The 21,765-nt window shown below is 36.9% G+C and carries 15 protein-coding genes; 14 read left to right on the forward strand and 1 reads right to left on the reverse strand.

Translation table 11 applies throughout. The features are described 5' to 3' along the window. The first annotated feature begins 10 nt into the window (after positions 1-10). The 13 genes from NJT12_RS06775 (at position 11) to NJT12_RS06835 (ending at position 19,000) form a co-directional block, all read left to right on the forward strand. Positions 11-1,573: a RagB/SusD family nutrient uptake outer membrane protein gene (locus NJT12_RS06775; RefSeq protein WP_271335123.1), complete on the forward strand. Its 1,563-nt coding sequence runs from the start codon at positions 11-13 to the stop codon at positions 1,571-1,573. A 189-nt stretch (positions 1,574-1,762) separates the two neighbouring features. Next, complete coding sequence (locus tag NJT12_RS06780; protein ID WP_271335124.1) at positions 1,763-2,773, forward strand: arabinan endo-1,5-alpha-L-arabinosidase; 1,011 nt, start codon at positions 1,763-1,765, stop codon at positions 2,771-2,773. Between the two features lie 60 nt (positions 2,774-2,833). Then, positions 2,834-4,381, forward strand: coding sequence for an alpha-N-arabinofuranosidase (locus NJT12_RS06785; protein ID WP_271335125.1), 1,548 nt, complete (start codon positions 2,834-2,836; stop codon positions 4,379-4,381). 11 nt (positions 4,382-4,392) lie between these two features. After that, positions 4,393-6,015, forward strand: a complete 1,623-nt coding sequence (locus tag NJT12_RS06790; protein ID WP_271335126.1) for an arabinan endo-1,5-alpha-L-arabinosidase — start codon at positions 4,393-4,395, stop codon at positions 6,013-6,015. Between the two features lie 257 nt (positions 6,016-6,272). Further along, positions 6,273-7,247, forward strand: coding sequence for a glycoside hydrolase family 43 protein (locus NJT12_RS06795; RefSeq protein WP_271335127.1), 975 nt, complete (start codon positions 6,273-6,275; stop codon positions 7,245-7,247). A 119-nt stretch (positions 7,248-7,366) separates the two neighbouring features. After that, complete coding sequence (locus NJT12_RS06800; RefSeq protein ID WP_271335128.1) at positions 7,367-8,347, forward strand: arabinan endo-1,5-alpha-L-arabinosidase; 981 nt, start codon at positions 7,367-7,369, stop codon at positions 8,345-8,347. A gap of 12 nt (positions 8,348-8,359) precedes the next feature. Continuing rightward, on the forward strand, positions 8,360-10,342 hold the full coding sequence (locus NJT12_RS06805; RefSeq protein WP_271335129.1) for a glycoside hydrolase family 127 protein: 1,983 nt from the start codon (positions 8,360-8,362) through the stop codon (positions 10,340-10,342). A 293-nt stretch (positions 10,343-10,635) separates the two neighbouring features. Beyond that, positions 10,636-12,621 carry an alpha-L-arabinofuranosidase C-terminal domain-containing protein gene (locus NJT12_RS06810; protein ID WP_271335130.1) on the forward strand — a complete coding sequence of 662 codons (1,986 nt, stop codon included), beginning with the start codon at positions 10,636-10,638 and terminating at the stop codon, positions 12,619-12,621. A gap of 166 nt (positions 12,622-12,787) precedes the next feature. Further along, on the forward strand, positions 12,788-14,479 hold the full coding sequence (locus NJT12_RS06815; protein ID WP_271335131.1) for a ribulokinase: 1,692 nt from the start codon (positions 12,788-12,790) through the stop codon (positions 14,477-14,479). Next, entirely contained in the window at positions 14,463-15,164 is a 702-nt protein-coding gene (locus NJT12_RS06820; RefSeq protein WP_271335132.1) for an L-ribulose-5-phosphate 4-epimerase, read from the forward strand. Before NJT12_RS06815 ends, NJT12_RS06820 begins: the two co-directional genes overlap by 17 nt. 267 nt (positions 15,165-15,431) lie before the next feature. Next, positions 15,432-16,940: an L-arabinose isomerase gene (araA, locus tag NJT12_RS06825; protein WP_271335133.1), complete on the forward strand. Its 1,509-nt coding sequence runs from the start codon at positions 15,432-15,434 to the stop codon at positions 16,938-16,940. A 103-nt stretch (positions 16,941-17,043) separates the two neighbouring features. After that, entirely contained in the window at positions 17,044-18,228 is a 1,185-nt protein-coding gene (locus NJT12_RS06830) for an aldose epimerase family protein (protein ID WP_271335134.1), read from the forward strand. 310 nt (positions 18,229-18,538) lie between these two features. Continuing rightward, positions 18,539-19,000, forward strand: a complete 462-nt coding sequence (locus NJT12_RS06835) for an OsmC family protein (protein ID WP_271335135.1) — start codon at positions 18,539-18,541, stop codon at positions 18,998-19,000. An 81-nt stretch (positions 19,001-19,081) separates the two neighbouring features. Here the strand turns inward: NJT12_RS06835 and NJT12_RS06840 are convergent, their stop codons facing one another. Beyond that, the gene (locus tag NJT12_RS06840) at positions 19,082-21,001 is read right to left on the reverse strand and encodes a glycoside hydrolase family 97 protein (RefSeq protein WP_271335136.1); all 1,920 of its coding nucleotides are present in this window, start codon (positions 20,999-21,001) and stop codon (positions 19,082-19,084) included. A gap of 158 nt (positions 21,002-21,159) precedes the next feature. On the opposite strand from NJT12_RS06840, the gene NJT12_RS06845 reads away from it, so the two are divergent. After that, a complete protein-coding gene (locus NJT12_RS06845) occupies positions 21,160-21,336 on the forward strand; it encodes a hypothetical protein (RefSeq protein WP_271335137.1) in 177 nt (58 codons plus the stop codon). Positions 21,337-21,765: the final 429 nt, after the last annotated feature.

The following is a 21,765-nucleotide window of genomic DNA, read 5'->3' on the forward strand; positions in this document are numbered from 1 at the left end:
ACGTATTAAAATGAAATATAAAATATTTAACTATATAACGGTTTTCTTTTCAGTAACTGTGCTAACAACAAGTTGCGTTGATAATGAAGACTTACTTCAGGTTGATCCTAATGTTGAAACAGCAGGCTCATTCTGGAAAACAGATGAGGATGCGGTTGCAGGTATAAACGCTGTTTATAGTAGTTTAATAACGGATGGTACTTATATGCGAAGTACCCCTTTATTATTAGATGCAAGATCTGATGATGCCCGCACGAATAGTCCTTGGGGATCGATGTATAATGCAGGCAGATTCAATTCAAATGTAGCTGATGCTTCCATATATGGCTGGGCTTACGAAACCTATTATCAGGGAATTTACCGTGCGAATCAAGTTTTGGCAAATGTTCCAAATATCGCAATGACTAATGCAGCGCTAAAAAACAGAATTTTAGGGCAGGCTTATTTTTTGAGAGGACTTTACTTATTTCATGCAGTAAACATGTTTAAAAACGTGCCGGTTCCAAGAAACATTGCAGTAAAATATCCACAGAAAACAGAAGCAGAAGGTTGGGCACAAGTCATTGCAGATTTTACAGCTGCGGCGGAGTTATTACCTGCTTCATACGCTAGTGTTTCAGGTTTAGATAGCGGGGAGGCAGGACGCGCAACAAAAGGGGCGGCTCTGGGGTATCTGGGAAAAGCGTATTTGTTTACTAAGGATTTTGATAAAGCCAAAGCTACTTTCAAACAAGTTATAGACTTAGGCGTTTATTCCTTAGTATCAAACTATCGCGATAATTTTACAACTGCTAATGAAAATAATTCAGAGTCACTTTTTGAAGTACAAATGAGCAGAGAGGCCGGAGGCGTTGCATTAGGCTGGGGAGGTATTCCAGCTTCAAATTGGGGGAAAACTTCAGCGCGCGCTATCACTTATGCACCAAGAGGTTTTGGATGGACGGATGTGCAGCCTTCGCATGCATTATTCAACGAATTTCATGATGAGAAAACCCAATCAGGAGATCTGGATCCTCGTTTAGATGCCACTATATTTTACAATAAACCAGGCGGGATGAAATTGTATGGACAAGATTTTGCAACGTACTACGCAAAAAGCCCTGCTGATTTGAATGATATATTCTGTAGAAAATATCAAAATTCAGATGGAGAATTTGAAAGCGAAATGGATTGGCGTTCAGGTATTAATGAACGTTTATTAAGATATGCCGATATCCTTTTAATGTATGCCGAGACTTTAAATGAAACTGGTGATACTCCTGGGGCATACGGATATATTCAAATGGTAAGAAACAGAGTTGGTTTACCAAATTTAGCCACTACAAAACCAGGAATGTCACAAGCTCAAATGAGAGAACAAATAGGGCACGAAAGATTCCTGGAGTTCCCACTTGAAGGACACCGTTTTGATGATATTCGTCGTTGGGGATGGTTGCAGGATGCTACAAAATTAGCTTGGTTAAGATCCAGGGATGCTGAGTTTAATTCGTATACAGCGGGAAGAGAATTTTATCCAATTCCGCAATTAGAAATGGATAACAATCCCGGAACAATACAGAATGATAGTTATTAAAGTTTTCAGTCGCAGTCACAGTTTGTAGTCACATTCTACACTGAAAAACTGAAAACTGAGACTGCAAACTGCAACTAAGAATACTAATATCATGTAGAGACCTAAAAATTTTTACATGATATTATCTTAAAAATATAGAATGAGATTTTAAGAGATAATTATTAACACAAAGACTAAAAATTATAACAAATGAAAACAATTACAAGTTTGGTTTTATTAGCAGTATTATTAGTAAGTTGTCAAAATGAAGATGTCATAATCCCTTCCAATGAGGATGCAGCCGCAATTGCAGCAACTCAAAATTCTCAAACAAAAAATCTAACAGAAAAAACAGTTACCGGAACAGTTCCGTCACACGATCCAAGCACAATTGTAAAAAGCGGAGTCAATTATTATGTCTTTACAACAGGCGATAATATCCCAATGACCTACTCTACAAACTTAACAACCTGGACTTGGGGAGCATCAGTATTTACTTCTACACCAAGTTGGATCACAGGATATGTTCCCGGTTTTGTAAAAACATTTTGGGCGCCGGATGTAGCCTGGTTCAACAATCGATGGAACATGTATTATTCCTGTTCTACTTTTGGTTCAGCCACATCAGCAATTGGTTTGGTAACTGCTCCGGCCATCAGTGCTTCAGCAGGAACAACCTGGACAGACAGAGGCGTTGTTGTTTCGTCGTCTTCGGCTTCAGATGTAAATGCAATTGACCCTTCAATATTAGTAGACGGAAGCAACGTTTATATGGCTTACGGTTCCTGGCATGCCGGAATTGGAGTTATTCAAATTAATCCATCGACAGGAAAAACAACAGGAAGCAGAACCATTGTAGCAGGCGGAAGCAGCGCCAGTTGGGAAGCTCCTTGTTTAATCAAAGAAGGAAGTTATTACTACATGTTCGTTAACCGAGGCAATTGCTGTAATGGAGTAAACAGTACCTATTATATTGTAGTAGGTCGTTCGACAAGTCCGTTTGGACCATTTGTAGACAAAAACGGAACAGCACTGACAAGTGGCGGTGGAACAACAGTTTTGGCTACACAAGGAAACTATATAGGACCAGGACATTTATCCAGAATTGTAGGAACCCAAAAAGGATCTGTTCATTATTATGACGGAGCCGATAGCGGAAATCCAAAGCTCGAAATCGTCTATTTTACATGGTCATCAGGATGGCCAACACTTTCGTATTAAAAACACTATTTAGAGGAAAGTTTCATATCGCTTTCCTCTTTATAACTTATAAATAAAACTATGAAAAAAGCACTTTTAATCACATTTCTTTTTACCATTTGCAATCAGGTAAGTTTCGCTCAAAACCAAGCCACAGTGGTTACAATCAAAAATACGGCGGATGCTCCAACCATAGATAAAAATATTTACGGACATTTTGCAGAGCATTTAGGGCGTTCTATTTATGGAGGTTTCTTTGTGGGAGATACATCTAAAATTCCGAATACAAAAGGAGTTAGAAATGATATTATTAAAGCTTTGAAAGAATTGAAAATCCCAAATTTAAGATGGCCCGGAGGATGTTTTGCCGATACGTACCACTGGAAAGACGGAATTGGACCACAACCGGAAAGACCAACAATTGTAAACAAATGGTGGGGAGGAACAACAGAAGACAACAGTTTTGGAACGCACGATTTTCTGAATATGTGTGAATTGCTTGGTGCAGAACCGTATTTATCAGGAAACGTAGGCAGCGGAACCGTTCAGGAATTGGCAGATTGGGTTCAGTATACCAACTTTAGCGGAAAAAGCCCAATGAGCGATTTGCGTAAAAAAAACGGAAGAACAGAACCTTGGAAAGTGAAATTCTGGGGAATTGGAAACGAAGCCTGGGGATGCGGAGGAAATATGACTGCAGAATATTATGCTAATGAATACCGCAAATATGCCACCTTCATGTCAGATTGGGAAAACACAGGCGGAATCACCCGTATCGCATCAGGATCAAACAGTGCTGATTATAACTGGACAGAAGTTTTAATGAAAAACATTCCAATCAATATGTTAGGCGGATTAGGTGTTCATCATTATGCCGTAATCAATTGGGGTAAAAAAGGCGATGGCGTAAACTTTACAGAAGACGGCTATTTTCATACCATTCAATCGGCTTTAAAAATGGAAGAATTGGTGACCAAACATTCAGCCATTATGGACAAATATGATCCGGAGAAAAAGGTAGCCATGATCGTTGACGAATGGGGAGCTTGGTACGAAGTAGAGAAAGGAACAAATCCTGGTTTTTTGTACCAACAAAATACCATGAGAGATGCGGTTTTAGCCGGAGCAACATTGAACATTTTCAACAATCATGCTGACAGAGTTCGTATGGCAAACTTAGCGCAATGTGTCAATGTTTTGCAAGCTGTAATCCTTACAGATAAAGCAAAAATGATTACAACGCCAACGTATCATGTCATGAAATTATACAGCGTTCATCAGGATGCCAAATTATTACCAATAAGTTTTCAATCACCATTATACACTTTCAACGGAGAATCACTTCCGGCAGTTTCGGCTTCGGCATCAAAAGACAAAAGCGGAGCAGTTCATATTTCATTAGTAAATGTGGATGCAAAGAATAAAAATAAAATAGAAATTGATGTAAATGAACTTGGTGTAAAAAACTTCACAGGAATCATTTTAACATCGGCAAAATTACAAGATTACAATTCATTCGATACGCCAAACAAAATTGTACCAACAGTTTTTAAAGGTTTCGAAAACAAAAAAGGAAAACTTGAAATCACAATTCCTCCTTTCTCCGTAGTAGTTTTAGAAGGAAAATAAAAAGCTAAAAAATGAAAAAATCAAATTCCATTTTAGAAATAGTTTCATATATAGGAGGGCTCTTTTTAATTGCAGTTGCATTGACAAGATGTTCAAGTGATGATCCTACAAAAGATCCTGATCCGGTTGTTGAGCCACCTGTTGTAGTAGTTCCGCCTGCTTTTCCCGGACCAACTTACGCAGATAATTATACCGCAATCTCAAGTTGGGGAAGTAAAGCACAATGGAATTTAGCCAACGTGCACGATCCAACAGTAGAAAAATGTGGTGAATACTATTATATGTATCAAACCGATGCTTCTTATGGAAATGCAACTGACGGACACGGTCATTTCTTTTACAGAAGATCAAAAGATTTAATCAATTGGGAATTTATGGGATCATCCATGACCGAAGCTCCGGCTTGGGTAAAAGATTCCCTAAACAATAAAAGAGCCAGAATGTCTCCTGCATTGCCCGCCATTACAAACCCTAATTATGGATATTGGGCACCTTGTGTTCGCAAAGTGGGTAATATCTACAGAATGTATTACAGCATCGTAGTAACAAACCCAATTGTGGGAACAGACACCAATACTTCCTGGACAGAACGTGCTTTTATTGGCTTAGCCGAGACAGATGATTTGGCTTCCAATAATTGGATAGACAAGGGAATGGTAGTTTGCTCAGAACCTGACGGTGTAAAAAGTTACGTTCGAAACGGAGGAAACGATTGGGATGCTTATTTTAAATTCAACGCCATCGATCCAAGTTTTATACAAACTCCTGAAGGCGATCAGTATTTAATTTACGGTTCATGGCATTCCGGAATCGCAGCCTTAAAACTGAATCCAACAACGGGAAAGCCGGATAAATTAAAAACAATTGACGATTACGGAACACGTATTGCAGGACGCGGAAATGTAAATTCAAACCGTTGGCAAGCACTCGAAGGACCCGAAATTATCTACAATCCGGAGACTCAATATTATTATTTATTTCTGGCTTATGACGAATTATCTGTTGCCTATAATACACGTGTAGCTCGTTCAAAAAGCATTTTAGGACCTTATCAAACCATTAGCGGAAGCAGCATTACATCAGGAGCAGATTGTTTCCCAATGTTGACACATCCTTATTCTTTTAAAAATCATACAGGCTGGGTAGGAATCTCACATTGTGGAATCTTCCAAAATCCTGATACCAAACAATGGTATTATGCATCACAAGCGCGTTTGCCCGAAGGAGTTCCGGGAATTGCAGTTTCGAATGCTGTAATGATGGGACACGTTCGAGGTATTCAATGGACAGAAGATGGTTGGCCGGTTGTAGAAGCAGAACGTTATGCCGGAGTTCCGGCAACAACAATTACAGAAGCTAGTTTTGTGGGAACTTGGGAACAAATAACAATGAATTATCAATACAAAGTCATTCAGAAAGCCGTTACGGTTTATTTAACTGCCGATAAAAAAGTAAGCGGAGATGTTACAGGTGCTTGGTCGTATGACAGCTCCAAAAAGATCCTAACCGTAAACGGAGTAAAATGCAATGTATCTGATGCCTGGGATTGGGAACTGGCCACCAGAAAAGTGACTTTGAGTTATTCCGGTTTAACATCAGCAGGATTACCGGTTTGGGGCAAGAAAATGAATTAAGAAAATTCCAATTTTTTAAATCCCAAATTCCAACATTCAATAATAGCCACAGATTTCAAGAAAGTAGTTTAGGGTATTAAAAGCTCCAGCGGAGCGTAATATTTATAGCGAATATAATAGGTTGTTTCTATTAGCTCCAGCGGAGCGATATATAAGTTTTTCTCAAGAATTGCAAATATGTCACCCCGACGGGACTTATTTATCATGACTTAAAAAATAAAAATCTGCGTGAAAAAATAATGTGTAAATAAATCATAATGAAAAATACAATTACAAGCCTGTCGCTTTTAGTTTTGCTTGCCTGCTTTCCAGTAGTTCAGGCACAATCTAATAAAACTCAAATCGATCCCAAAAAATTCAATAACCCGATCATCAAAGATCAATACACAGGCGATCCTGCGGCATTGGTTTACAAAGACAAAGTTTATTTATACGCTGGTCATGACGAAGCGCCAAACGATTTCAACTTCTATAAAATGAACGAATGGGTAGTCTATTCTTCATCAGATATGAAAAAATGGGAATCGCATCCGGTGCCTTTAAAAGCATCTGATTTTGCATGGGCAAAAGGTGACGCATGGGCTTCGCAAGTAATTGAAAGAAACGGAAAATTCTATTGGTATGTAACGGTTGAGCATGGTTCAGTACCCGGAAAAGCCATTGGAATTGCAGTTTCGGATAGTCCAACAGGGCCTTTTAAAGATGCTTTAGGAAAAGCCTTGATTACAAATGACATGACCAAATTTGCCAATATAAGCTGGGACGATATCGATCCAACGGTTTATATCGATACCGATGGACAAGCCTATTTGTTTTGGGGAAATACCGCGTGTCATTACGCAAAATTAAAAGACAATATGCTGGAATTAGACGGGGCAATTCAGCACATCGATCTACCTCACTTTACCGAAGCGCCTTGGATTCACAAACATAAAGACTGGTATTATTTATCATACGCTTATGAGTTTCCTGAAAAAATAGCTTATGCGATGAGTAAATCCATTAATGGTCCGTGGGAATTTAAAGGAATCTTGAATGAATTAGCAGGAAACAGCAACACTAATCATCAAGCAATTATAGATTTTAAAGGACAATCGTATTTTATTTATCACAATGGAGCGTCAATTCCAAACGGAGGAAGTTTCAGAAGATCTGTTTGTGTCGATAAATTGTATTACAATAAAGATGGAACAATGAAACGAGTAGTGATGACTTCTGAAGGAATTCAGTAAATAGTTTTCAGTCGCAGTTTTCAGAATAGAAAAAGTTTTCAGTCGCAGTTTCCAGTTTTCTTATATGATTTAAAAAGTTTCAAGTCAGCGCAAAATTTAAATTTACTTATATCACTTATATGGTTTATAAAAACATAAAACAGACATTTTTTATTCTAATCTTATTGATTGGTTCACTCTCATTTGCGCAGGAAATAGTAGTGCACGATCCTGTTGTCATCAAACAAAAAGACACTTACTATTTGTATTGTACCGGTAACGGAATCAGTGTTTTCAGTTCTAAAGATTTAAAAAACTGGAATCCCGAGCCACAAGTTTTCAAAGACAAACCAGTTTGGGCAGATGGCGTTGCAGCCGATTTCAAAAATCACATTTGGGCACCGGATATTTCGTTACACAACAAGGTTTATTATCTGTATTATTCCGTTTCGGCTTTCGCCAAAAATACATCGGCGATTGGCGTGGCGACCAATATAACTTTAGATCCAAAAGATAAAAATTACAAATGGGTCGATCAGGGAATTGTGATTCAATCGCAACCCAATCGTGATATGTGGAATGCCATCGATCCTAATTTAATCTTCGACGAAAACAATACACCGTGGTTATCATTCGGTTCTTTTTGGGAAGGATTGAAATTGGTAAAACTAAATCCGGATTTAAAATCAATCGCACAGCCACAAGAATGGCATACGATTGCAAAACGCAAAAGAACCTTCGAATTAGCGGATTCAGATCCGGGCGATGGCGCAATTGAAGCTCCTTTTATCTTCAGGAAAAACGGCTATTATTATCAATTTATTTCTTGGGATTTATGCTGTCGCGGAGAAAAAAGCACCTATAAAGTCGTTGTTGGAAGATCTAAAAACGTAACAGGACCTTATGTCGATAAAAATGGAAAATCACTAAACGAAGGCGGAGGAAGTATTGTAGTTCAGGGTGATGAAAATTACTTTGGCGTAGGCCATAACAGCGCTTATACATTTGATGGAAAAGATTATATTTTTTACCACGCTTACGAAAAGAAAACCAATGGAGTGCCAAGATTAATAGTTAAAGAAATGGTTTGGGACAATGATTTATGGCCCGTTTTAAAATAGAATAACAATATAATGAAAAAATATACTTTTCCAATTTTAACGATTTTTCTATCGCTTATAATTTTTGTTTCCTGTAAAGAAACGAAGAATGATGTAGTGCAATCGAGCAAAACTTCAGCATTAAAAGCGGGTTACGAAATTGAACCGGTCAACATTCAAAATGTAAAACTGACAGATTCTTTTTGGTTGCCGATTATTAAAAGAGTGCAGGAAATTACGATTGCATACGCCATTCAGAAATGTAATGAAGAAGGGAGATTCGAGAATTTTTTAATCGCAGGAAAACAAAAAACAGGAGAAGTCAGAGGGGAAATGCCTTTTGACGATACGGATGTTTACAAGATTATCGAAGGAGCATCGAATACTTTGATCAGTGCGCCAAACCCAAAACTTGAAAAAGTATTGGATTCCTTAATTGCCATTGTAAAAATTGGTCAGGAAAAAGACGGTTACCTAACAACCTGGAGAACTATAAATCCGGCAAAACCACCAGCGCCGTGGGTTCCCGTAATCGAGGGAAAACGTTGGGAATCATTACAAATCAGTCACGAATGCTATAATTCAGGACATTTGATTGAAGCTGCCGTCGTGCATTATGAAGCAACCGGAAAAAGAAATTTCCTTGACATTGCGATCAAAAATGCAGATTTATTAGTAAAAACTTTTGGCGACAAACCAGGTCAGGTAAAAGGCGTTCCAGGGCATCAGATTGTAGAAACGGGCTTGATCAAATTATACCAAATTACAGGAAAAGAAGACTATCTAAAACTGGCGAAATACTTTTTGGACAATCGCGGAAATCCAAACAATCACAAATTATATGGCGAATATGCACAAGATCATATTCCGGTCGTACAACAGAATGAAGTGGTTGGTCATGCCGTAAGAGCCGTTTATATGTATGCAGGAATGACAGATATCGCCGCCATGACAAAAGACCAGGGATATACCGATGCCGTAAATAAGTTATGGGATAATATGGTCAACAAAAAAATGTACATCACAGGCGGAATTGGTTCAAGACATGACGGAGAAGCTTTTGGAGAAAATTATGAATTGCCAAATTTAACCGCTTACAACGAAACCTGCGCTGCCATTGGAGATGTATATTGGAATCACAGATTACATAATTTAACGGGTAAATCACAATATTTTGATGTGATCGAAAGAACGATGTACAACGGATTAATCTCTGGAATTTCATTAAACGGAAAACAATTTTTCTATCCAAATGCCTTAGAATCTGATGGTGTTTTTAAATCAAACAGAGGATCTTGCACACGTCAGGCTTGGTTTGACTGTTCTTGCTGTCCAACGAATTTAATTCGATTTGTGCCATCGATTCCGGGATTGATTTATTCAAAATCAAAAGATGCATTATATGTGAATTTATACGCTTCAAACAACGCCTCTTTCACTTTAGGAAAAACCGATTTAGAGATTTCACAACAAACAGGATATCCCTGGAATGGAAAAGTAGTAATCTCGGTTAACCCGAAAAAAGAAAGCCAATTCACGATCAAATTGAGAGTTCCGGGTTGGGCAAGAAATGAAGTTTTGCCGGGCGATTTATACACTTATAAAAAAGCTTCTACTCAAAAAGTATCAATTAATCTGAACGGAGAAACATTGGCGATTCAGCCACAAGACGGTTATCTCACCATTACCAGAAATTGGAAAAAAGGTGATAAAATCAATCTTAATTTCCAAATGGAAGTTCAGGAAGTAGAAACAAACGCGAAAGTAGAATCTAATAAAAACAAAGTCTCTTTAGAATACGGACCGATCGTTTACGCCGTAGAAGAAATCGACAACAAAACCAATTTTGATAAAATAGATGTAGCCGCCAAAGATACTTTCACAGTAAAAAAAGAACCGAATTTATTGCAAGGCGTAAACGTCATCGAAAATTCAAAATTCAAAGCAATACCTTATTACAGCTGGTCGAATAGAGGTGTTGGAAAAATGAAAGTTTGGTTGGATTATAAGAATTGAGATTAAAGAGAATAGAACAAAGAAAATGGAACAAAGAGGCAAGAAGAAAGATAATACCGTAGATAATAGGATTAAAAAAGATTTAAAAAAGTTCCGGAGGAACGATTTATATTGTAGAGACGGATTTCAATCCGTCAGGCACAATCAGAATAAAGAATTAAAAAGATTAAAAAAAATCTGCTCAGATCTGCAAAAATCTGCGTGAAACAAAAATAAAAATCCGTTTTTATCCGCGTTTTCACTTTAGTGAATCAGTATAATCCGCGTGCCATTAAAACACAAACAAAATAAAAATGAAGTCCAATTTAATTACCAAAATTACCCTTTGTGGTTTATTGCTGAATGGCTTTTATGCTTCGGCACAAAAAAATAACCTTCAGGTAGACGCTGCAAAATCAGTTACCAAAATTCAGCCAACGATGTATGGAGTCTTTTTTGAAGATATCAATTTTGCTGCCGATGGAGGTTTGTATGCCGAAATGATCAAAAACAGATCATTCGAATTCGAAACGCCTATGATGGGATGGAACGAACCCAACAGCGACCGCCACAAATTAAACCTTCAATCCGGAATCGCCAATATTATTCAGTATTCGCAAAAAGGAACCAATCATAATTATTGCCGTGTTACAATCAACGATGCAAACGGTTATGAAATGATCAACGAAGGTTTCAGAGGAATGGGAATCAAGAAAGATTTGAAATATAATTTATCCTTGAAAGCTTCAAAAATTTCAGGAGATATTTCTAAGATAAAAATCCAATTCATTGATAAAAACAAAAAGGTTTTAGGAGAAACTTCAATCACGCCAACATCAAAAGAATGGACAAATTATACTGCACAATTAACCGCAACTGCAACCGAAGCAAAAGCACAAATCAGAATCACTTTTCAAGGAAGCGGAGTTATTGATTTAGATGCTATTTCGTTATTTCCGGAAGATACCTGGAAAGGCAGAAAAAACGGAATGCGTGCTGATTTAGTACAATTATTATACGATTTGAAACCAGGATTTTTACGTTTTCCGGGCGGATGTATTGTAGAAGGAAAAACACTGGCGTTGCGTTACCAATGGAAAAAATCAATTGGAAATGTAGAAGACAGAGAAACGATGATCAACCGTTGGAATACCGAGTTTGCACATAAATTGGCGCCGGATTATTTCCAGAGTTTTGGTTTAGGATTCTTCGAATATTTCCAACTTTCAGAAGATATTGGAGCTGCGCCGTTACCTATTTTAAGCTGCGGAATGGCGTGTCAATTCAACACAGGAGAATTGGTTCCAATGGATCAAATCGATCCTTATGTACAAGATGCTTTAGACTTAATTGAATTTGCAAATGGCGATCAAACTACTGCCTGGGGGAAAGTCAGAGCTGATATGGGACATCCAAAACCATTCAACTTAAAACATATCGGAGTTGGAAATGAGCAATGGGGACCTGATTATATCGAGCGTTTCAAAGTGTTTCAAAAAGCCATCAAAGCAAAATATCCAAACATCATAATCGTTTCCGGAACTGGACCTTATCCTGATGGAGATTATTTTGATTACGGTATGACCGAACTTAAAAAACTGAACGCAGAAATCGTTGATGAACATTATTATAAAGATCCGGCATGGTTTCGTAAAAATGTAACACGTTACGATAATTACGATCGTAAAGGACCAAAGATTTTTGCAGGAGAATATGCAGCGCAAAGTGTAGCAATTGCAAGTCCGGACAATAAAAATAACTGGGAATGTGCTTTCTCTGAAGCGGCTTTTATGACGGGAATGGAACGTAATGCTGAGGTAGTGCACCTGACTTCTTACGCACCACTTTTGGCTCATGTTGAAGGATGGCAATGGACACCGGACATGATTTGGTTCAACAATTTGCAATCTTATGGAACGCCCAATTATTATGTTCAGAAATTATTCTCTAACAATAAAGGAACTGATTTAATCAATATTACAAAAGACGGAAAAGCAGTTACAGGACAAAACGATTTGTTTGCATCAGCAGTAAAAGATATTGACTCTAAGGAAGTAATCCTGAAAATTGTAAATGCTTCTGCATCGGCACAAAATGCTTCAATTGATGTAAAAGGAGCCAAATTAAATTCAAAAGGAACAGCGATAACTTTAAAAGGAGACGGAATAAATGATGAAAATTCTTTTGAGTCTCCAATCAAAATTAGCCCAAAAGAAACTGAGTTTAAGGTAAACGGAAGTAAAGTGCAGTATGATTTTCCGGCATACTCAGTTACCGTTTTGAAGATAAAGATGAAATAATCGCAACATAATAAATGTAAAATCAACGTTTGTTTTCTGTTTTGATGCTAAAGCGCTGTTTTGATGCATTATTTGTAAAAATTACAACAGCTGTTTTTGTTAAGTGTTTTTTATACACTTATAAAATAATTATATTTATATTTGTCATTATTAAAAAATGAATTCAATGAAAAATTACGTTATAGGATTGGACTACGGAACAGATTCTGTTCGGGCGATGCTAATAGATACTGAAAATGGGCAAGAGCTGGCATCAAATGTTTCTCATTATAAAAGATGGAAAAACAAGCAATATTGTGACGCATCTATAAATCAATTTCGTCAACATCCATTAGATCATATTGAAGGATTAGAAATCACGATTCAAACCGTTATAAAAGAAAGTAAAGTTGATCCTTCACAAGTACGCGGAATTTGCATTGATACGACCGGATCTTCTCCAGTTCCTGTTACGAAAGACGGAATTCCGTTGGCCTTAACAAAAGATTTTGAGGAAAATCCAAATGCGATGATGGTATTGTGGAAGGACCATACATCCATAAATGAAGCAAACGAGATCAACGAATTGGCAGTAAGCTGGGGCGGAAAAAACGTAACCAAATATGTAGGCGGGATTTATTCATCAGAATGGTTTTGGGCAAAAATCTTGCACATTGCCAGAGAAGATGAAGCCGTTCGAAATGCAGCGCACACCTGGATGGAGCATTGCGATTTAATGACTTATTTATTAATTGAAGATAAAGATTTAAAAACCTTTAAAAGAAGCCGTTGCGCCGCGGGTCACAAAGCAATGTGGCACGAAGACTGGAATGGTTTGCCACCAGTAGAATTTTTAGGAAAACTGCATCCATATTTAGCAACACTTCGTGGGAATTTATATGATGAAACGTATACCTCTGATGTTGTTGCCGGAAATTTAAGCAAAGAATGGGCAGATCGTTTAGGACTTTCTTCAGAGACAGTTGTAGCCGTGGGAACTTTTGATGCACATTCAGGAGCTGTTGGAGCAAAAATTGGCGAGAATACTTTGGTTCGCGTTATGGGAACTTCAACCTGCGATATTTTGGTTGGTTCTTATGATGAAGTTGGTACAAAAACGGTTCGTGGAATCTGCGGACAAGTGGACGGATCTGTAATTCCCGGATTTATTGGTTTAGAAGCCGGACAATCTGCTTTTGGAGATTTATTGGCTTGGTACAAAGAATTATTGCTTTGGCCAACAGATCATTTATTGACTGCTTCAACAGTTTTAAATGATGCTCAAAAAGAACAATTAAGAGAAGAATTCAGCGATAAATTAATTGTAGAATTAACGAAAGAAGCGGAGAAAATTCCGGTTTCAGATTCTCTTCCAATTGCATTGGACTGGATCAACGGACGCAGAACTCCAGATGCAAACCAAGAATTAAAAAGCGCAATTTCGAATTTATCATTAGGAACAAAAGCACCACATATTTTTAAAGCTTTAGTAAATGCTATCTGTTTTGGAGCAAAGAAAATTGTAGATCGTTTTGAAGAAGAAGGAGTAAAAATTGACAGCGTTATCGGGATTGGTGGTGTTGCCAGAAAATCACCTTTTATCATGCAGACTTTGGCTAACGTTTTAAACAAGCCAATTAAAATTGCAGCTTCAGATCAGACTCCAGCTTTAGGAGCAGCGATTTATGCAGCAGTTGCAGCCGGAATTTACCCTAATGTAATTGAAGCAAGCCAAAAAATAGGAAGTGATTTTGACGGAGAATATTTTCCTCAATTAGATAAAGTAGCAGCATATCACAAATTATTGCTGGCGTACGATCAGTTAAGTGCTTTTGAAGATCCAACCATAAAAATAGCAAAACATGAGTTCTCTTTATAAAGATTTAAAACAAGAATGTTACGAAGCCAATATGCAATTAAACGCATTGAATTTGGTTGTGTATACTTTTGGGAATGTAAGTGCGGTTGATAGAAAAAATGGTGTTTTTGCTATAAAACCAAGCGGTGTTCCGTACGAAGATTTAAAACCGGAAGATATCGTAATTGTCGATTTTGATAATAATATTATCGAAGGTTCTATGCGTCCGTCTTCAGACACTAAAACGCATGCTTATTTATATAAAAACTGGCCAAATATTGGAGGCGTTGCACACACACACGCAACGTATTCAGTTGCCTGGTCGCAATCGCAACGAGATATTCCAATCTTTGGGACCACGCATGCCGATCATTTAACAGCTGATATTCCGTGTGCGCCACCGATGGCAGATTCACTTATCGAAGGAAACTACGAACACAATACAGGAATCCAGATTTTGGATTGTTTTAAAGAAAAAAATCTTTCGTACGAAGAAGTAGAAATGGTTTTAATTGGAAATCACGGTCCATTTGCCTGGGGGAAAAATGCAGCAAAAGCAGTGTACAACAGTAAAGTTTTAGAAGTCGTTGCCGAAATGGCTTATCTGACTTTACAAATAAACCCAAACGCACCAAGATTAAAAGATTCCTTAATAAAGAAACATTACAATCGTAAACACGGAAAAGACTCGTATTACGGACAGTAAGGAATTTTGTTTCAGGTTTCAGGTTTTTCTTTGTTTCAAGTTGTTGGAACGTGAAACCCGAAACGGGAAACAAAGAAAAACTTGAAATAACAATAACAAAAAGATAAATAACAAAGATTTTCGACATTTCAAAACTTGACTCGAGAGCTCTGCTCGAACAGGCGAAGCAAACTTGAAACAAAGAAAACCTGAAACAAAAAATTAACAATTCAAGATTTACAGATTCCAACAACTTGAAACTTGAAACAAAATAAACAAATAAAGACAATGATAGATATATCTCAAAAAGAAGTTTGGTTTGTAGTAGGAAGCCAGGAATTATACGGACCGGAAACATTAAAATTAGTGGCAGAACATGCTGCAATTATGGCAAAAGGTTTAGACGCTTCATCGCACATTCCGGTAAGAATTGTTTGCAAAGACACTTTAAAATCGCCTAAGCAAATTCTGGATTTATGTTTAGAAGCAAACTCTGCTAAAAACTGTATTGGTCTTGTTGCCTGGATGCATACGTTCTCTCCGGCTAAAATGTGGATTGGCGGTTTAAGTATTTTAAAGAAACCATTATGCCACTTGCATACACAATACAACGCCGAAATTCCGTGGGGAACAATCGACATGGATTTCATGAATCTGAATCAATCGGCGCATGGAGATCGTGAGTTTGGTTTTATCATGTCCAGAATGCGTAAAAAACGTAAAGTGGTTGTTGGACATTGGGAAGATCCACGTGTTTTAAATAAACTTGGTGTTTGGACAAGAGTAGCTTTGGGTTGGGATGAACTTCAAAACTTAAAAGTAGCCCGTATTGGAGACAATATGCGTGAAGTTGCCGTAACGGAAGGTGATAAAGTTGAAGCTCAGATTCGTTTCGGAATGTCTGTTAACGGTTATGATTCATCAGATGTTACCAAACATATCGAGAAAGTTACAGAGCAACAATTAAATGATTTATTGGCAGTTTACGAATCTTCTTATTCTTTAACCGATTCATTAAAAGAAGGCGGAGCGCAAAGAAGTTCATTAGTAGAAGCAGCAAAAATAGAATTAGGTTTAAGAGCTTTCCTTGAAGAAGGAGGTTTTGGAGCCTTTACAGATACGTTTGAAAATCTTGGAGTTTGGAAACAATTGCCAGGAATTGCAACACAAAGATTAATGGCCGACGGTTATGGTTTTGGTGGCGAAGGCGACTGGAAGACAGCAGCAATGGTTCGTGCATTAAAAGTTATGAACGTTGGTCTTGAAGGAGGAACGTCTTTCATGGAAGATTACACCTATCATTTTACACCACAAAAATCGTATGTTTTAGGATCTCACATGTTAGAAATTTGCCCGTCTATTGCAGAGGCAAAACCTTCATGCGAAGTACATCCGTTAGGAATTGGCGGAAAAGAAGATCCTGCACGTTTGGTGTTTAATTCGCCTGCCGGAGCAGCAATCAATGTTTCTTTGGTAGATATGGGGAACCGTTTCCGTTTGATCGTGAATGAAGTTGAAGCAATAAAACCTTTAGCAGATTTACCAAAATTGCCGGTAGCCAGAGTTTTATGGGATTGTAAACCAAACCTTGATATCGCAGCAACAGCATGGATTTTAGCAGGAGGAGCACATCACACCGTTTACAGTCAGGCCATCACAACAGAATATATGGAAGATTTCGCGGATATCGCAGGAATCGAATTATTGGTTATTGATGAGAAAACTACCGTTAGAGACTTCAAAGATAAGATTAATGCTAATGAAGCTTATTATCATTTGTTTCAACACGGTCTTTAATTTTTTAAAGTTGCTAAGATTCTGAGTTGCTAAGGTTCTAAGTTTTTTTATTACTTTTAAATTTTTCACATTTTACTTTTTACAATATTTAAAACTATTATTTATGAATGTATTAAAACGCTGTGTTTTTGGAATTAGCTTGTTGAGTTTGGCAGCAATTTCAGTTCAATGCAAAAACGATAAAAAAATGGATGCTACAACAGTTTCTTCAGATGAAAAAGTGACAGTTACAATCGAAAAATCTGCTTACGGAACTACTGCCAAGGGAGAAAAAGTCGACAGTTATAAACTGAAAAACCAAAATGGGATGGAAGTTGACATCATCACTTTTGGAGGAAGAATTACAGATTTGAAGGTGCCTAATAAAGAAGGAGTTTCTGAAAATGTAGTAATTGGATTTAATTCTTTGGCACAATACGAGAAAGAAAATCCATTCTTTGGAGCTTTGATCGGAAGATATGGAAACAGAATTGCGAAAGGAAAGTTTACATTAGATGAAAAACAATATCAGTTAGCAATCAATAATGCACCAAATGCGTTGCATGGCGGACCGCAAGGATATTTTAATGTTGTATGGAAAGCTGAAGAAGCAAAATCCGGAGCAGAAGCTACATTAAAATTATCTTATTTAAGCAAAGATATGGAAGAAGGTTATCCGGGAAACTTACAAGTTTTTGTAACCTATACATTAACAAATGACAATCAGTTAGAAGTTCTTTACGAAGCAACAACAGATAAGAAAACGGTTGTGAATTTGACTCAGCATTCGTATTTTAATTTATCAGGAGATTTTACAAAAACAATCTTAGATCACGAATTGACTTTAAATGCTGATAAATTAGTTCCGGTTGATGCAACTCTTATTCCAACAGGAAAATTAGAAGATGTTGCCAATACACCTTTCGATTTTAGAAAAGCAAAATTAATTGGAAAAGACATCGAGGTTAAAAACGAACAATTAGAAAGAGGAAAAGGATACGACCATTGCTGGGTATTGAACAATCCTGAAAAAGGAAAAACAATCATCGCAAAAGTATACCACGCAGCAAGCGGTAGAGTTTTGGAAATGACAACAGATGAACCTGGAATTCAGTTTTACTCCGGAAATTTCCTTGACGGAACTTTACCAACTCCCAAAGGTGGAATGTACGGTCATAGAACGGGTCTTTGTTTAGAAACAGAACATTATCCGGATTCTCCAAATCAGAAAAACTTCCCAACAACGGTTTTAAACCCGGGAGAAAATTATAAAACTAAAACTACTTTTAAATTCTCAGTAAAGAAATAGTTTTAGAATTTGTTTAATAGTTCAGTAATTCTCTAAGAAACCTCGAAAGTTATGCTTTCGGGGTTTTTTATGGGATAAGTTTGCCACGAATTTTACGAATTAGCACGAATTTTTGTCATTTCGACGAAGGAGAAATCACACTAGTTGCTCGATAAAGATTGAAGGCTTTTTTGTGCGGAGTTTCGTGTGTGATTTCTCCTTCGTCGAAATGACAAGATTGTGTTTAAACTTTGCGCCTCTGCGCCTTTGCGCGATTAATTCATTTGCAATGTATAAAAATCTTAATTTAGCTAAAGCAAACAAAATGTAAATGAAACACCTATTCAAAGCAGAAGTAAAATGGACTTCCAATCAAGATGCAATAGATTCAGCAAAGAGATTTTACAGTAAAAGTCATCAAATTAAAATCGAAGGAAAACCAATTTTAAATGTTTCAGCAGCAAAAGCATTCAAAGGTGATCCGGAATTATACAATCCCGAAGATTTGTTGTTGAGCAGTTTGGTTTCGTGTCACATGATGTCCTATTTATATGTCTGCTCTCAGAACGGAATAGAAGTTCTCGAATACTCAGACCATGCCGAAGCAACATTAGAAGTTTCTCCTGACGGAAGCGGGCGTTTTATAGAAGTTCGATTAAATCCGAAAGTTAAGATTTCAAATCATGATAAAGTTGAGTTAGCAATAGAACTTCATAAAAAGGCAAATCAATTATGCTTTATTGCTAATTCGTGCAATTTTCCTGTTTCGCACAATGCAAATTGTGAAATATAAATTAAATTCCAAAACAAAAAAAATCCAAATTCCAATAGATAGCTAACATCATTGGAATTTGGAATTTTAAAATATTGGAATTTATATCTTAACCACAAACCCACCAGTAGGTTTCATTTTTACGGTCAGTTTTTGATTTTTAGAAATAGATTCTTGTTTAAAACCTTTTTCATCTTCCAGAATAATAAATCCTTTTTGATTCTTTACAAAAGACAAATCAAGTTCAATTTCCTTTGGAGAATTTTCTCCATTAATTCCCACAATATGCCAGGTGTTTCCGCTTCTTCTCGCCATTACAATATATTTCCCCGGAAAACCTGCAATGAATTTTGAGTCGTCCCAATTCGTTGGAATATCTTTTAAATAATCAACAACATAAGCAGGCATTTTGGCCATTCCTTCTGGGATTTCAGCAATATGCTGAATACCCGATAAGAACAAAACCGGCAAAGCCAATTCAAAAGCTGGAGTTGTTTTTCGATTGATATTCGGAATCTTATCTAATGCCATTGGAGTGAAATCCATTGGATCAAAAACATTTCTGGCAAAGGGCAACATGGTACAATGACTTGGCTCTAAATCGGCAATTTTTTGGTCGAATGTAATATATTCATATCCTTTCACAGCTTCTGTAGTCAGTAAATTTGGATACGTACGTTGCCATCCGCGCGGTAAAGTTGCACCATGAAGATTAATCATCAATTTATAATCGGCAGCATCTTTTAGCATATCATGATAATACGCAATCATCGATTGTCCGTCGCCGCCAAAGAAGTCAACCTTAATTCCCGCAATACCTAAATCGTTCATTCTTTTAAACTCAAAAGCCCTAGCTTCATGCGTCAATAATTTATTCTTTGGATGATATTCGGTACTATTCCATGAACCCGATGAATTGTACCAAACCAATAATTTTACATTTTTAGTTTTTCCAAAAGCCACTAATTCCTTCATTTTTTCGTCACCGATTCTCGTATCCCAATCCGCATCAATGAGGCAATACGGCCAGTTCATTTTCGATGCATATTCAATAAACTGATGCGTGGTTTCATAGTTTACAGAATCGTCTTTTAATAACACCCAGCTCCATGACGAAAGTCCGCTTTTGATAAAAGAAGTATCCATTTTTATAGCAGGATCAGCTAAGTCAGTTCCTAAAGTGCTTTCTGTAATTGTGTTTAATGAACCAATTGTAATAATGCGCCAAGGAGTAATCCAGGGCAATTGAGATTCCGGATTCAAAGCGCCATTTGGGAAAATTTCTTCCTTTTGAGGAAAAGTCACCTGCATTGCTTTTGCACTTTCGTTATAAACCAATCGTGTTCCGCAATATTTATTGTGTAAGCCAGTTTCGGTAATCAAAACCCAATTGTTATTCGTTTCAAAGAGAGCCGGATAAACCCAGCCTTCGCCAAATGCAGGTTTTGTGTTCAAAGGCACGCCCATTGCATAATGTTCTTCGTAAGCAGGATTCGTTTCTTTCCAGCCTGTTTTAGCTTTCGACATGGGTTGCAACCAGGCTTTCGCCGAAGTATCAAAATTATAAGTTGTTTTTTCTTCAACGATTCTTTTCAATTCTTTTGAAGTTGAAGGAAAGTTGTATCGAAGTGCAACGCCATCTTTTGAAAGTTTGAAAATAATTTCCATTGATTCACCTTTAGTATTTTGAAGGCTTACTATATATTGATTTGCTGAATAAGAAATATCTTTTCGTTTTCCCTGAAGCATCGAGTAGTGGTCAGTTACTTTTTTAGCGTCAGAGATTTTAATCACCTTTAAATCAGAATAGAAATTAGCGTCTTCGCGGATAATTCCCAATTCAGAAGCATTTAGGACGGGTTTTCCATTATAAGAAATGGAATAGGTTGGAGTATTTTTCGCATTCATATCGAAGTCTACTTTTATAGTCTTCTCAGAATTTGTGAAAAATGAATTTGGTTTTTTTTGAGCAAAGGAATTGGTAAATATTCCAAAAATGGTTAGTAATAATAGTTTTTTCATAGTTAAGTGTTTGTTTTACACTTACAAACATAGCGAAATTATTTTAATATAAAATGCTTGATTCGAATAATTTAGTGGGTTTTGGAATAGAAGGGAATATTGTCTTATTGTAGTATTTGATCTGTGATGGAAAGCGAATTATTGTGAAAAAGATGATTGTGAAAAAAGTTAATAAAAAAGGTTGTGAAGACAGTTTTAAAAAATGTGAGATTAGTGAAGTTGTAAAAAAAGCCATTGATGAAGCTTTAGAAGATGTTGCAAATGGAAGAGTTCATACTCATGAAGATGTTATGGAAGAAACTAAAAAAAAGTTTCGTCATTTATTTAATAGATAGGATTGAATTGTAAAATTTATTCGTTGATTATGGTTTTCCGTATTAGCATAATAGTTTTATTGGTGTTATTTGTTTGTAATACATAGACTTAAGGTGAGTTTTGTAGAAAACAACATTTAATTTAAAATATTTATTATGGAACAAATCCAAGCAATTAAACCAGGTCCGAAGCCTAACAAACCAGATGGGAAGCCAGATGAAAGAAGACGAGTTAATCCACCAAATCAGCCAAAGCATCCTGACTTGAAACCTCATATCCATAAGCCAAAGGATTAAGAGGCCTAACGTTAGAATAAAGAGAGATAATCTAAAACTGTCGGATCAAACGCAAAAGTTGGGGATTACGCAAAAAGATTGCATAATCTGAATAAGAAAAAATCTACTTTTCGTACTCCTCTAAATTGACTTCTAAATGCTTTTACTTTGGCA

It is taken from the genome of Flavobacterium azizsancarii (assembly GCF_027980145.1).
Lineage (GTDB): Bacteria > Bacteroidota > Bacteroidia > Flavobacteriales > Flavobacteriaceae > Flavobacterium > Flavobacterium azizsancarii.